Source organism: Nonomuraea sp. NPDC026600 (genome assembly GCF_040638335.1).
GTDB lineage: Bacteria > Actinomycetota > Actinomycetes > Streptosporangiales > Streptosporangiaceae > Nonomuraea.
In genome coordinates this window covers 17,798-32,086 of sequence record NZ_JBEZYD010000023.1, presented here as the reverse complement: position 1 = coordinate 32,086, position 14,289 = coordinate 17,798, and the positions used below count along the sequence as shown (strand labels likewise).

Here is a 14,289-nt window from a genome sequence, read left to right as displayed (position 1 = left end):
TCATCTCCACACAAGCACCACGACCTGCTTCGGAGAAGGCCCGCTTTCGGACCATCGGAGCGGCCGATCAGCCGGGCTCCTCCTCGATCTCTTTCGAGCCCTCTTCTCCGGTCTCCTCCTCCCTGGGCTCCTTTTCTAGTTCTTCCCTGGGCAAGGGGGGATAGTGCAGGTCGAACGCGGGCCGTTCGGACCGGATGGGCGGGAGGAAGGTGAAGTTGTGCCGGGGCGGCGGGCAGGAGGTGGCCCACTCCAGCGAGTTGCCGTAGCCCCACGGGTCGTCGAGCGTCACCTTGGGCGCCCGCCTGGCCGTCTTCCAGACGTTGTAGAGGAAGGGCAGCGTGGAAGCGCCGAGCAGGAACGCCCCGATGGACGAGATCTCGTTCATCCGGGTGAAGCCGTCAGCCGCGCTGTAGTCGGCGTAGCGCCTGGGCATGCCGATCGCCCCCAGCCAGTGCTGGATCAGGAACGTCATGTGGAACCCGATGAACAGCGTCCAGAAATGCACCTTCCCCAGCCGGTCGTCGAGCATCCGCCCGGTCATCTTCGGCCACCAGAAGTAGAACCCGGAGAACATGGCGAACACCACGGTCCCGAACACCACGTAATGGAAGTGCGCGACGACGAAATACGTGTCGCTGATGTGGAAGTCGAGCGGCGGCGACGCCAGGATGACCCCGGTCAGGCCGCCCAGCAGGAACGTCACGAGAAACCCGATCGCGAACAGCATCGGCGTCTCGAAGCTGAGATGGCCGCGCCACATCGTGCCGATCCAGTTGAAGAACTTCACCCCGGTCGGCACCGCGATGAGGAACGTCATGAACGAGAAGAACGGCAGCAACACCTGGCCCGTGGGGAACATGTGGTGCGCCCACACGGTCATCGACAATCCGGCGATCGCGATCGTCGCCCCGACCAGCCCCCCGTACCCGAAGATCGGTTTGCGGCTGAACACCGGGATCACCTCGGTGATGATCCCGAAGAACGGCAGCGCGATGATGTACACCTCGGGATGCCCGAAGAACCAGAACAGGTGCTGCCAGATCAGCGCCCCGCCGTTGGCGGGGTCGAAGACGTGCGTGCCGAACTTGCGATCCGATTCGAGCACGAGCAGCGCGGCGGCCAGCACGGGGAACGCCATGAGCACGAGCATGCTGGTCAGCAGCGTGTTCCAGGTGAACAGCGGCATCCGGAACATCGTCATGCCCGGCGCCCGCAGCCCGATGATCGTGGTGATGAAGTTGACGGAGCCGAGAATCGTCCCGAGTCCCGACAGCGCGAGCCCCATGATCCACAGATCGCCGCCCATGTGCGGCGTATAAGTGGCGGTGGACAACGGCGTATAGGCGAACCACCCGAACTCGGCGGCCCCGCCCGGCGTGATGAATCCGGCAAGCACGATCAGCCCGCCGAACAGGAACATCCAGTACGCGACCGCATTGAGCCGGGGAAACGCGACGTCAGGCGCGCCGATCTGCAGGGGCATCACCACATTGGCGAATCCCGCGAACAGCGGCGTGGCGAACAACAGCAGCATGATCGTGCCGTGCATGGTGAACAGCTGGTTGTAGAACTGCTGACTCACCAGTTGCATCTCCGGCTGCGCCAATTCGGCCCTGATCACCATGGCCATGACACCCGCGACGAGGAAGAACCCGAACGAGGTGATCAGATAGAGGTACCCGATGACTTTGTGATCGGTCGTCGTCAGCCAGGACACGATGACGGTCCCGGTCCGCCGGCGTCTGACCTGCTCGATCGAGGTCTCGCGAACAGTCGTCACGAGTGCTCCCTCCTATGCGGAGTGTGGCCTGCCCCCGATCCTCCAATTCCACGCCAACGATTGCCATACGGGAAGCAATTCTTCAACATTCGTCGCACACGTCTTTGCCTGGCACGCTTTTCCGGCCCGTACGGCATGCGCCGCACGCATGGAACCCATGCGAGATCGTCGGTGGCGGATCGACCTCCACTCCCCTAGCGTTTCGCAATATGTCCCCCTCTATCGGCCTGCACATGCCGAACGGCTTCGCCGCCGCCGACCGCCAGGGCGCCGCCCGCGTGGCGAAGCTGGCCGAAAGCCTCGGCTACGAATCGTTGTGGACCGCCGACCACATCGTCCTGCCCAGCCCCCGCGTGGCCGCGTCCCCTCTGGAACCGGACGCGCCCCTCCTGGACGCCGTGGTCTCGCTGGCCTTCCTGGCCGCCCACACCGAGCGCATCCTGCTGGCCACCGGCTGCGTCGTTCTCCCCCAGCGCGACCCGCTGATCCTCGCCAAGCAACTGGCCAGCGTGGACGTCCTCAGCGGCGGACGGCTGATCTTCGGCGTGGGCGCGGGCTACCTGGAGCCCGAACTGCGCGCCCTGGGCGTCCCCATGCCCGACCGGGGCTCCCGCACCGAGGAGTACCTGGCCGCCATCCGCTCCCTCTGGCAGGACGACAAGCCCGCCTTCGACGGCCGGCATGTCTCCTTCAAGGACCTGGACGCCCACCCCCGCCCCCTCCAGCGCCCGGTCCCCGTCGTCATCGGCGGCCACACCCCGGCCGCCCACCGCCGAGCCGCCGCACTGGCCGACGGCTGGTACGGCTGGATGCTGGGCCTGCGCGCCACGGCCGCCCAACTGGAGTCGCTCAGGGCCGTGTCGACCAGACCCCTGCACATCTCGGTGACCCCGGCCCGCCGCCTCGACGCCGCCACCGTCCGGGCGTACGCCGACCTGGGCGTGCACCGCCTCATCGTGGCCACCCCTCCGGGCCTGTCCCTGCCCGAGCTGGAAACCTTCGTCCAGCAGAACGCCCCAGCCGAATTCCTGACTTAGGTCCCGAACCTTTCCCCGCTCGCCGGCATCCAATTCCGCATGACCATAAAGAAGATCACCTTGTTGACCGGCGGCGCACTGGTCACGGCCCTGCTGTTTCCGCCGGCCGCGGCACTGGCCGCGCCGTCGATCCCGAAGAACTTCCTCCTGTACGAAAAGGAGGCCCGTAAGGACACCGAGCACTGGTACCTCAACCAGGGAAACCTGATTGAGGTGGGAAACATCCAATGCTCGAACGCCAAACTGAAAAAGGACTGGATCGCCCGCCGCGACCTCACCTACGACCCGCACCCGGGCGACGGCGAGAAGACCAATGCCGAACGCGGCGAGCAGGTCTTCCTTTTCGCCGATGCGAGCGGCGCGGAGAAACTGATGACCCAGTTCGGCACCGGCCTGGCCAAGTGCGGCAAGCGGGTGAAGGTAATCGACCCCGGCATCGGTGACGACACCATCGGCGCCACGATGTTCGACAAGAAGACAAAGACGAACGTGGTCCCGCAGACCCAGCGGTTCGTCGCCGTACGCAAGGGCGCGGCCGTGGCCCTCTATTGGGACCTGCACAACGATGCCCCGGCCATCAGAACCCTGGCCAGGCACCAGTCGGACGCCACGAAGATGGCCGCGAAACTCTGCCGCATCGGCGGCTGCTGACTGCGGCTATCCTTCGTATCGACCCGATCGGAGGAGCAGATACCAGTGAACGCTCAGCGCGACTACGCCGACCTCGTCCAGCGTGGCCTTTCACTCGACCTGACCCGGGGGAAGCCGTCGCCGCGGCAGCTGGATCTCGCCGACGACATGCTCAAACTGCCGACGTCCTACCGGGCGGCCGACGGGACCGACGGGCGTAACTACGGCAACCTGCAGGGGCTGGCCGAGCTGCGGGAGCTGTTCGGGCCGCTGCTCCAGGTGCCCGCCGAGCAACTGGTCGTGGGCGGCAACTCGAGTCTGGCGGTGATGCACGACACGATCGTGCACGCGCTGCTCACCAAGGTTCCCGGGGCCCAGCGGCGGTGGGTGGAGGAGCCGGAGATCACGTTCCTGTGCCCGGTGCCGGGATATGACCGGCATTTCACGATCTGTGAGCGGTTCGGGATCAAGATGGTGCCCGTGCCGATGAACGGCGAGGGACCCGACATGGACGTCGTCGAGCGACTGGTCGCCGAGGACGCGAGCATCAAGGGCATCTGGTGCGTGCCGAAGTACAGCAACCCGTCCGGCGTCACCTACAGCGACGAGACCGTCCGGCGGCTGGCCGCCATGTCCACTGCGGCGCCTGATTTCCGGATTTTCTGGGACAACGCCTATGCGGTCCACCACCTCACCGACGCACAGGCCGAGCTCGCCGACCTCCTGTCCCTGTGCGCGGAGCACGGCAACACCGACCGGGCCTTCGTGTACGGCTCCACCTCCAAGGTCACGTTGGCGGGCAGCGGGGTGTCGTTCTTCGGCTCCTCGCCGGCGAACGTCAAGTGGTTCCTGGCCAACACCGCCAAGCAGTCCATCGGGCCCGACAAGATCAACCAGCTACGGCACGTCGAGTTCCTGCGCGACGCCGAGGGTGTGGCCGCGCACATGCGCAAGCACGCCGAGCTGGTGTGGCCGAAGTTCGAGCTCGTCGACCGGGTGCTGGCCAAGGAGCTGGGCGACCTCGGCACCTGGACGAGCCCGCAGGGCGGCTACTTCATCAGCCTCGAGGTGTCGCATGCCGGTGAGGTGGTGGCCAGGGCCAAGGCGGCCGGGATCGCGCTGACCCCGGCGGGCGCCACCCACCCCTACGGCCAGGACCCCGACGACCGGACGATCCGGATCGCCCCCACCTATCCCGATCTGGAAGAGCTGGAGCAGGCCATCATCGGCCTGGCCGTCTGCGTCCGCGCGGTGGCCGAAGAGCGCGCCTGACACACCTGTGGCTTCCGGTACGGCTGTCCGCCGTACCGGAAGTGCGTCATTTGGTGATGCGGCTCTGGCGGAAGCCGAAGATGTACTCGCGGGTCTCGCTGGGGTGGAACGACACCCCGACCCCCGGCTCATAGGCCACGTTGTCCCGCGCGCAGTAACACAGGCTCTCCCACACGGCGAGCGCCTGAACGCGGGCCGGGGCCTCCGCCGTGTCCCGCTTCCGCGCCCCGTACGACCCCAGCACGAACAGCAGCCCGAACCCCCAGAACAACCCGGTCAGGCAGAACGGCGCGAGCAGCACCTCGGTCCAGTTCGCGTCCTTGCCCATCGCGATCACCAGTGCGACCACCAGGTGGACCAGGGCGGCGACGCCGAGCAGGATGTACCCCTGGTTCCTGGTCCACGCCGTGAAGTGGCGGCTGGGGAACGACAGCCAGACCGCGAGCTGCGTACGGCTCATGAGATGTTTCGAGGCGCCGAGCGAGGCCGCCATCGGCAGGTCCACGATGTCGCGCGTGCCGGCCATCCGGACGCGGCCGATCCGGTACGTGGTGCCCGCCGCCACCACTCCAGGGACTGCGGAGACCTGGTCAGATTGGCTGCATATCGGGCACATCACTTCCACCTGGGCAGTCTGGCCTTTAGCCGCGGTAGGCGCAAACCGTAAGGTTTCCCATGTGAGACCTATCGATGCCTTGGTGGACGCCCTGCCTGAGGGCCGTGTCCTGACCGACCCCGATGTGATCGACTCCTACGCCCGCGACCGTACGTTCCTGGAACCCGGCAAGCCGCTGGCCGCGGTGCTCGCCACCTCGCGTGACGACGTGGTCACGACGCTCAAGTGGGCGACCGAGCACCGGGTCCCCGTGGTGCCGCGCGGCGGAGGTACGGGGCTGGCGGGCGCCGCCACCGCCGGCGATGGGTCGGTGATCCTCTCGCTGGCCAGGATGACGGCGATCAGGGAGCTCTCCCCCGCCGACGAGATCGCCGTGGTCGAGCCCGGCGTGATCACCGCCGACCTCGACCGGGCGGCCAGGGAGCACGGGCTGATGTACGCGCCCGACCCGTCGTCGTACGAGATCTCCACGATCGGCGGCAACCTGGCGACCAACGCCGGCGGGCTGCGCTGCGTGAAGTACGGCGTCACCCGCGACTCCACGCTCGGCCTGGAGGTGGTGCTGGCCGACGGCCGGATACTCGAGACGGGCCGCCGCACGATGAAGGGCGTCACCGGGTACGACCTGACCGGGCTGTTCGTCGGCTCGGAAGGCACGCTCGGCGTGATCACCGCGGCGACGGTACGGCTGCGCAGGGCGCCCACGGCGCCGCCGGCCACGTTCGCGGCGGAGTTCGGCTCGCTGCGCGAGGCGGGTGCGGCCGTGTCGGCGATCATGGCCGCCGGGTGCCAGCCGTCGCTGATGGAGCTGCTCGACCGGGCGACGCTGGAGGCGATCGACGACTGGCGCAACATCGGCCTGGAGCCGGGCACGATGGCCATGCTGATCGGCCAGTCCGACGCGTCGGACGGCGCGGCCGTCGTCAAGCGCATGGAGCAACTGTGCGTCGACAACGGCTCGCCGTTCGTGGCGGTCTCCTCCAGCCCGCAGGAGACCGAGGAACTGATCGGCCTGCGCAGGATGGCCTACGACGCCAAGGAGCGCCTCGGCGCGTGCCTGGTGGAGGACGTGTGCGTGCCGCGTTCGGTGCTGCCCGACATGATCATGGCGATCGAGGCGGCCGCCGTACGGCATGGTGTGAAGATCGCCACGGTCGCGCACGCGGGTGACGGGAACCTGCATCCGGTCTTCATCTTCGAGCACGGCACGGCCGAGCCGCCGCCCGAGGTGTGGGCCGCGGCGGACGACGTGTTCAAGCACGCGCTGCAGCTCGGCGGCACGCTGACCGGCGAACACGGGGTCGGCCTGCTCAAGCGGCGCTGGCTCGCGCTGGAGACCGGACCGGTGGCCCAGGAGATGCAGCTGGGCATCAAGGCCGTGTTCGATCCGCTCGGCTTGCTCAATCCAGGCAAGGCGATCTGAGTTCACCAAGCCGTGACCTAAGACCGCCCGCCCGGCACCGCCCGCCCGCTAGCAGGGTCAATGTGGACACGACCTGCCCGAAAACACTGACATGTCGCGTCAAAAGGCGAATCATCTGACAAGTCCGGGCAACACCCCAAGGGTCACGCTGGTAGCTTTTGCCCCATCTATCGTTTTGTTATGCGAGGTCTTGGGGGTTCGGCGTGACTCAGCACCAGCCGTTGGCGGCGGACGACCCGCGGCGGCTGGGGGTCTATGACCTCGTCGCCCGGCTTGGTGAGGGCGGCCAGGGAATCGTGTACCTCGGCCGAAGCGACACCGGCGAGCAGGTGGCGGTCAAGCTGCTGCACAACGCGCTGGTGGCCGACGCCGAGGCCAGGATCAGGTTCCTGCGCGAGGTGTCGGTCGCGCAGCGGGTTGCCAGGTTCTGCACGGCGCCGGTGCTGCACGCCGACCTCGAGGGCAGCCGGCCGTACATCGTGAGCGAGTACGTGCCGGGGCCGTCCCTCCGGGAGATGGTCATCAACGAGGGCCCGCGCCGGGGAGCGGCGCTGGAGCGACTCGCGATCAGTACGGCGACCGCGCTGGCGGCCATCCACCGGGCCGGCATCCTGCACCGCGACTTCAAGCCCGCGAACGTCCTCATGGGGCCCGAGGGTCCCGTCGTGATCGACTTCGGCATCGCCAGGGCGCTGGACTCCCCCGGGGCGACGGCGACGGGCATGGCCATGGGGACGCCGTCGTACCTGGCGCCCGAGCAGCTCAGCGGGGCCGCCGTGTCCGAGGCGGCGGACGTGTTCGCCTGGGGCGTCACGATGGTGTTCGCGGCGACGGGCAAGCCCGCCTTCGGCGCCGACTCGATTCCCGTGGTGATGAACCGGATCCTGAACGAGGAGCCGGAGCTGGGCGCGATGGAGGGGGCGCTGGGCGAGCTGGTGGCGGCGTGCCTGTCCAAGGACCCGTCGCAGCGTCCCGCCGCGGACGAGCTGATCGTGCGCCTCACGGGGCAGCCGGCGCCCCGGGCGGCCGTGGACCCGCTGACCACGGGCGCCCAGATGGGCGCCCCGGCGGGTACGAGGCCACAGCCGGGCGCGAACCCGCAGGACTCCTACCCCGGCCCTTGGATGACCGGCGCCACGTCCCAGCCGGGTCAGCCGGGTCAGCCCGGCCATTTCGGCCACCCCGGCGCGACGAAGAGCGGCGCCCCGGCCCCCATGGCGGCGGCAGGCGGCCCCTCGACGACCGGCCCGGCCGCCGCGCCCCACGGCAACACTCCGGCCGGCTCTGGAATGCCCAGCGGCGGCCAGGGCATGCCCACCGGTCCGGCCGGCATGCCCGGCAACGTGCCGGGCGGCCAGGGCGGACCCTACGGTAATGCGCCAAGTGGTCAAAGTGGGCCGCACGGCAGCGTGCCCAGCGGCCAGGGCGGACCTTACGGAAATGCGCCGAGCGGCCAGAACGGCCCGCACGGGAATGCGCCAAGCGGGCCGCACGGCAGCCTGCCGAGCGGTCAGGGCATGCCTGCCGGAGGCCAGGGAGCACCCGGCGGTCCGACGCTGCGGCAGGGACCCATACCCCAGGGAGCGGGCGCTCCGGGACAGCCCATGGGCGCTCCGGGACAGCCTATGGGCGGCGTACCGGCGCAGAGCGGCGCTCCGGGGTTCGGCGCGGGTGGTCCGGCATACGGCCCTGGCGGCCCTGGCGGTCCGGGGCAAGGGCCGCAGGCGGCTGACGCCGGTTCGGCGAAGCAGCGCCGTACCCTGACCTTCGCCCTGACCGGCGCGGCCGCGGCGGCCCTGCTGGTCGTGGGCGGCGCGGTGGTGGTGCAGGCCAACAGCGGCCCACAAAAAGTGATCAACGTGGACAGCGCATCCCAAGCCACCTCCACCGCAGGCGCAGGCGCGGGCCAGCCCGTCGACCCGCCCCTGACGGAGGACAGCCCGGTCGTCTCCCAGCCGGTCCCGAGCGTGGAGGAGCCGGAGCCCACCAAGACCAAGACCAAGGAGAAGGTGATCCAGGACCCGAGCACCCAGGTCCCGGTCACCGTCCCCACGGTCCCGCAGACGTCGAAGCCCATGACCCACAAGCCGACGTCGGAGCCCACGCCCAAGCCCACCAAGACCAAGCGCACCGACATGGTGGACCCGGACCCCGACCCCACGGGCGGGCCGAGCGAGGGCCCGACCACGGACGTCCCGAAGACCCAGCCGACGAAGAAGCCGACCGCCAGCACGCCCAAGCCGAACCCGTACAACGCGGCGGCGGTGTGCGGCGCCGGCTACAAGGTGATCGACAGCCACGCGCTGGGCAGCTACGCGACGATCTACCTGCTGTACGGCAACGGGAGGAACTGCGTGGTGACGATGTCCAAGCTGGTGTACACCGGCAAGATGCCGATGAACGCCACCCTCCAGGTCCAGAAGGGCGGCAGCGCCAGCAACCCGGGCAACTTCACCGCCTACGCGGGCCCGGTCAGGGTCGCGGCCGTCAAGAAGTGCGTGATCTGGGGCGGCTCGTGGGGGAACGCGTCCTGGAAGTCCGGCTGGAGCCACTGCACCTGACATAGCCGAATCAAGCCCCCCACGACGGAAAACAGCGTCGTGGGGGGCTTTTCGCGTGCCGGGGCAACGGGTTAAGCTAGTTGACGTGATCGTCAAGTCCGAGCTCACCGCGCGAGGCCGGCGTACGAGGGACGCGCTCGTGCGGGCGGGCCGGGACGCCTTCGACGAGCACGGCTACGAAACCGTGCGCATCGACGACGTCTGCGCGCGGGCCGGGGTCTCGCATGGCACGTTCTACACCTACTTCGACTCCAAGGAAGCGCTGTTCGGCGAGGTGGCGGCGGCGGCGGTCGGGGAGATGTTCACGGCGAGCGTCGTGGGTCCCGGCGTGCCCGGCGACCCGTACGCGCGGATCGAGGCGGCCAACCGGCTCTACCTGCGTGCCTGGGCGGCCAACTCGCGGCTGGTCAGGATGCTCGAACAGGCCGCCACCGCCGAGGAGGGCCTGCGCGGGCTGCTTCTGGAGCTGCGCGAGGTGTTCGTACGGCGCGGCGCCGAGGGGCTCAGGCGGCTGCAGGAGCAGGGTCTGGCCGACCCGGCGCTCGATCCCCGGCTGACGGCCGTCATGCTGGGCGGGATGGTGGAGCACTTCGCCCACGTCTGGCTGGACCTGGGCGAACGCGCGGACGAGCGGACGGCCGTGGAGCTGCTCACCAAGCTCTGGGCCAGGGCCATCGGATTGACGTCGGCGTCAAGTTGGCAGCAGGAGACGTCAGGTTGGCAACAGGAGGGCGTGTGATCCGGAGCAGGCTCGATCCCAGCGGCGCCGATTATCAGGAGCGGCGCGCGGCGATGCTGGGCAAGCTGGAAGAGCTCGACGCCGAGCAGGCCAAGGCGGTCGCGGGCGGCGGCGGCAAGTACGTGGAGCGGCACCGGAAACGCGGCAAGCTGCTGGCCCGCGAGCGGATCGAGCTGCTCGTCGATCCCGACTCGCCGTTCCTGGAGCTGTCGCCGCTGGCCGCGTGGGGCAGTGAGTTCCCGGTGGGCGCCAGCGTGGTCACCGGGATCGGGGTGATCGAGGGCGTCGAGTGCGTGATCACCGCGAACGACCCCACGGTCAGAGGCGGCGCGTCGAACCCGTGGACGCTCAAGAAGTCGCTCAGGGCCGCCGACATCGCACTGAGCAACCGCCTGCCGTACGTCAATCTGGTGGAGAGCGGCGGCGCGGACCTGCCGACGCAGAAGGAGATCTTCATCCCGGGTGGGCGGATATTTCGCGACCTGACGCGAATGTCGGCGGCGGGGGTCCCGACGATCGCGCTCGTGTTCGGCAACTCCACGGCCGGCGGGGCCTATGTGCCCGGGATGAGCGACTACGTGGTGATGGTGAAGGAGCGGGCCAAGGTGTTCCTCGGCGGGCCGCCGCTGGTCAAGATGGCGACCGGCGAGGAGTCCGACGACGAGTCGCTCGGCGGGGCCGGCATGCACGCCCGCACCAGCGGCCTGGCCGACTACCTGGCCCTCGACGAGCACGACGCGCTGCGGATCGGGCGGCAGATCGTCCGGTCCCTGAACTGGCGCAAGCTCGGCACCGCCCCGCTGACCGTGCGAGAGCCCGGATATCCGGCGGAGGAGCTCCTCGGGATCGTGCCGCAGGACCTGAAGGTGCCGTTCGATCCGCGCGAGGTGATCGCGCGGATCGTGGACGGGAGCGAGTTCGAGGAGTTCAAGCCGCTGTACGGGGCGTCGCTGGTGACGGGGTGGGCGCGGCTGCACGGCTATCCGGTGGGGATCCTGGCCAACGCGAGAGGTGTGCTGTTCAGTGCTGAATCGCAGAAGGCGACCCAGTTCATCCAGCTCGCGAACCAGTCGCGTACTCCGCTGCTGTTCCTCCAGAACACCACCGGTTACATGGTCGGCAAGGACTACGAGCAGGGCGGCATCATCAAGCACGGCGCGATGATGATCAACGCGGTGTCCAACTCGACCGTGCCGCACCTCACCGTGGTGATGGGCGCCTCCTACGGAGCCGGCAACTACGGGATGTGCGGGCGGGCCTACGATCCGCGGTTCCTGTTCGCGTGGCCGAGCGCCAAGTCCGCGGTGATGGGGCCCGCGCAGCTCGCCGGGGTGCTGTCGATCGTCGGGCGGGCGTCGGCCGAGGCCCGCGGCCAGGTGTACGACGAGGAGGGCGACGCGGCCATGCGGGCCATGGTGGAGGCGCAGATCGAGGCGGAGTCGCTGCCGTTCTTCCTGTCGGGGCGGCTCTACGACGACGGGGTGATCGATCCGCGCGACACCAGGACCGTGCTGGGGCTGTGCCTGTCGGCGATCAACAGTGCCGCGGTGCCCGAGACTGCGGGATTCGGGGTGTTCCGCCCGTGATCACCCGCCTGCTCGTCGCGAACCGGGGCGAGATCGCCCGGCGCGTCTTCCGCACCTGCCGGTCGCTCGGCATCGAGACCGTGGCCGTCTTCTCCGACGCCGACGCCGGATCACCGCACGTGGCCGAGGCCGATTTCGCGGTACGGCTGAGCGGCGCCAAACCCGCGGATACCTACCTGGACATCGAACGGATCGTGGCGGCCTGCCGGACGACGGGCGCCGACGCCGTGCACCCGGGATATGGGTTCCTCTCCGAGAACGCGGACTTCGCCCGGGCCGTGCTGGATGCCGGGCTGGTGTGGGTCGGCCCGTCGCCGGAGTCCATCGCGGCCATGGGATCGAAGATCGAGGCCAAGCGGCTGATGAGCGAGGCCGGGGTGCCGGTGCTGCCGTCGCTCTCGGCGGCCGTCACGGAGTTCCCCGTGCTGGTGAAGGCGTCCGCCGGTGGCGGTGGGCGGGGCATGCGGGTGGTGCGCGACGCCGGCGCGCTGGAGCGGGAGATCGCGTCGGCGCGGCGCGAGTCCGAGGCGGCGTTCGGTGACGGGACCGTGTTCGTCGAGCCGCTGCTCGAAGGGGCCAGGCACGTCGAGGTGCAGATCCTGGCCGACCGCCACGGGACCGTGTGGGTGCTCGGCGAGCGGGAGTGCAGCATCCAGCGGCGGCACCAGAAGGTCGTGGAGGAGTGCCCCTCGCCGGGCATCACCCAGCAGGTCAGGGACGAGCTCTGCGCGGCGGCGGGCCGGGCGGCCAGGAAGATCGGGTACGTCGGGGCCGGGACCGTGGAGTTCCTGGTCAAGGGGGATCAGGTGGCCTTCCTGGAGATGAACACCCGGCTCCAGGTCGAGCATCCGGTCACCGAGCTGGTCTACGGGATTGATCTGGTGCGGCTGCAGATCGAGGTGGCCGAGGGGGCGGCGCTGCCCGCCTCCGCGCCGTCACCCCAGGGGCATGCGGTCGAGGTGCGGTTGTACGCGGAGGACGGGGACTATCTGCCTCAGACGGGGACGCTGCGCCGCTTCGAGGTGCCCGGGGACGTACGGGTCGACTCGGGAGTGGAGGCCGGGTCGGTCGTCTCCCCTCATTACGACGCGATGCTCGCCAAAGTGGTCGCTCATGGCTCGTCTCGGGAGGAGGCCGTACGGAAGCTAACGACGGCGCTGCGACGCGCACGGATCCACGGCCTCACCACCAACCGTGATTTGTTGCTGAACGTACTGAAAAATCGGGATTTCAGGGCGGGTGACACGCATACCGGATTCCTCGATGAGCACGACCTGAGCGGCACCGGCCCCATCGACGAGCTGGCCGTGCTGGCCGCCGCCCTCGCGCAGGCCGCCGCCAACCGGGCCGCCGCGCCGGTCCTGCGCAGCCTGCCCACCGGCTGGCGGAATGTCCGATCGCAGCCCCTGCGGGCCGTCTTCGACGAGGCCGAGGTCGTCTACCAGCCGCTCCCCGACGGCATCGAGCTGATCACCGCGGAGCCGTACCGGATCGTCCTGGAACGTGGTGGCGTACGGCATGCCTTCGACATCGCCCACCACGACGGGAAGGTCTGCGTCGACTCCCCCGGCGGCTCCGTCGAGCTGACGCCCGCGCCCCGCCTGCCCGAACCCGTCGAGCAGGTCACCCCGGGCTCCCTCCTCGCTCCCATGCCGGGTAGCGTGCTGCGCGTCGAGGTCGAGCCGGGTGACCGCGTGACGAAAGGCCAGGCGGTGCTGGTGCTGGAGGCGATGAAGATGGAGCATCAGATCGCCGCGCCCGCCGACGGGGTCGTCTCCGGCGTACACGTCGAGAAGGGACAGCAGGTCGAGGCGGGAGCCGTGCTGGCGATCATCCAGGAAGGGAATCCATGACGAGCCTGGTTCACAAGGAGCTGGCCGGTGGCATCGCGACGATCACGCTGGACTCGCCGCCCAACAGGAACGCGATGTCCGTCCGGCTGCTCGGCGACCTCGAACGCCGGCTGAACTGGGCGCTGACCGAGCCGGACGTCCGGGTGATCGTGCTGACCGGCGCGGGCCCGGTGTTCTGCTCGGGCGCCGACCTGAAGGAGCAGCGCGTCGAGCCCGCCTCCGGGGTCGGCGACGCGCCGGTGACGGCGTCGTTCCCGGAGATCCTCGCGCTGATCTGGGAGAGCCCGAAGCCGGTCATCTGCCGCCTGAACGGCACGGCGCGCGCGGGCGGGCTCGGCCTGGTGGCCGCGTGCGACTTCGCGATCGCGCCGGTGACGGCCTCCTTCGCGTTCACGGAGGTACGGCTGGGCGTCGTGCCCGCCATGATCTCCGTGCCGGTCCTGCGCAGGCTCGATCCCCGGGCGGCGGCCGAGTACTTCCTGACCGGCGAGGTGTTCGACGCGGCCAGGGCGGTGGAGATCGGGCTGCTGACGCGGGCCGTACCCGCCGAGGAGCTCGACGCGGCGGTACAGCACTACGCCGGAATGCTGCTCAAGGGCGGTCCCGAGGCGCTGGCCATCACGAAGCGGCTGGTCAGGGAGCTGCCCGGAGTGTCGTTCGAGGAGGGGCTGCGGCAGATGACCGCGCTCTCCGCCCAGCGCTTCACCTCCGAGGAGGGCCAGGAGGGCATCGCGGCCTTCATGGAGAAGCGTCCGGCCAAGTGGGTTCCCGGCACCATGTGAGGTCTCCTTC

Annotated in this window: 11 protein-coding genes; 9 read left to right on the top strand and 2 right to left on the bottom strand. The window is 69.4% G+C overall.

The genetic code is table 11. The features are described 5' to 3' along the window. Window positions 1–67: 67 nt before the first annotated feature. Window positions 68–1,780, bottom strand: coding sequence for a cytochrome c oxidase subunit I (ctaD, locus tag AB0F17_RS39825; RefSeq protein WP_358033956.1), 1,713 nt, complete (start codon window positions 1,778–1,780; stop codon window positions 68–70). Window positions 1,781–1,989: 209 nt separating this feature from the next. On the opposite strand from ctaD, the gene AB0F17_RS39820 reads away from it, so the two are divergent. From AB0F17_RS39820 to AB0F17_RS39810, 3 genes are read left to right on the top strand one after another with little or no spacing between them, the layout of a single operon-like run. Continuing rightward, a complete protein-coding gene (locus AB0F17_RS39820) occupies window positions 1,990–2,817 on the top strand; it encodes a TIGR03619 family F420-dependent LLM class oxidoreductase (protein ID WP_358033953.1) in 828 nt (275 codons plus the stop codon). 39 nt (window positions 2,818–2,856) lie between these two features. Beyond that, window positions 2,857–3,468, top strand: a complete 612-nt coding sequence (locus tag AB0F17_RS39815) for a hypothetical protein (protein WP_358033950.1) — start codon at window positions 2,857–2,859, stop codon at window positions 3,466–3,468. A 45-nt stretch (window positions 3,469–3,513) separates the two neighbouring features. Continuing rightward, window positions 3,514–4,719, top strand: a complete 1,206-nt coding sequence (locus tag AB0F17_RS39810; protein WP_358033947.1) for an aminotransferase class I/II-fold pyridoxal phosphate-dependent enzyme — start codon at window positions 3,514–3,516, stop codon at window positions 4,717–4,719. 46 nt (window positions 4,720–4,765) lie between these two features. Here AB0F17_RS39810 and AB0F17_RS39805 read toward each other — a convergent pair whose 3' ends face one another. Further along, window positions 4,766–5,284, bottom strand: a complete 519-nt coding sequence (locus AB0F17_RS39805) for a hypothetical protein (protein ID WP_358033944.1) — start codon at window positions 5,282–5,284, stop codon at window positions 4,766–4,768. 112 nt (window positions 5,285–5,396) lie between these two features. Here AB0F17_RS39805 and AB0F17_RS39800 point away from each other — a divergent pair, with 112 nt between their 5' ends. From AB0F17_RS39800 to AB0F17_RS39775, 6 genes are all read left to right on the top strand, one after another. Further along, window positions 5,397–6,758 (top strand): FAD-linked oxidase C-terminal domain-containing protein, encoded by a 1,362-nt coding sequence (locus tag AB0F17_RS39800; protein WP_358033941.1) that lies wholly within the window; start codon window positions 5,397–5,399, stop codon window positions 6,756–6,758. Window positions 6,759–6,961: 203 nt separating this feature from the next. Then, window positions 6,962–9,319: a protein kinase gene (locus AB0F17_RS39795; protein WP_358033938.1), complete on the top strand. Its 2,358-nt coding sequence runs from the start codon at window positions 6,962–6,964 to the stop codon at window positions 9,317–9,319. An 85-nt stretch (window positions 9,320–9,404) separates the two neighbouring features. After that, a complete protein-coding gene (locus AB0F17_RS39790) occupies window positions 9,405–10,058 on the top strand; it encodes a TetR/AcrR family transcriptional regulator (RefSeq protein WP_358033935.1) in 654 nt (217 codons plus the stop codon). 53 nt (window positions 10,059–10,111) lie between these two features. Continuing rightward, window positions 10,112–11,644, top strand: coding sequence for a carboxyl transferase domain-containing protein (locus tag AB0F17_RS39785; protein WP_358034359.1), 1,533 nt, complete (start codon window positions 10,112–10,114; stop codon window positions 11,642–11,644). Then, the gene (locus AB0F17_RS39780; protein WP_358033933.1) at window positions 11,641–13,497 is read left to right on the top strand and encodes a biotin carboxylase N-terminal domain-containing protein; all 1,857 of its coding nucleotides are present in this window, start codon (window positions 11,641–11,643) and stop codon (window positions 13,495–13,497) included. Before AB0F17_RS39785 ends, AB0F17_RS39780 begins: the two co-directional genes overlap by 4 nt. Beyond that, window positions 13,494–14,279 (top strand): enoyl-CoA hydratase-related protein, encoded by a 786-nt coding sequence (locus tag AB0F17_RS39775; protein WP_358033931.1) that lies wholly within the window; start codon window positions 13,494–13,496, stop codon window positions 14,277–14,279. Before AB0F17_RS39780 ends, AB0F17_RS39775 begins: the two co-directional genes overlap by 4 nt. Window positions 14,280–14,289 lie beyond the last annotated feature (10 nt).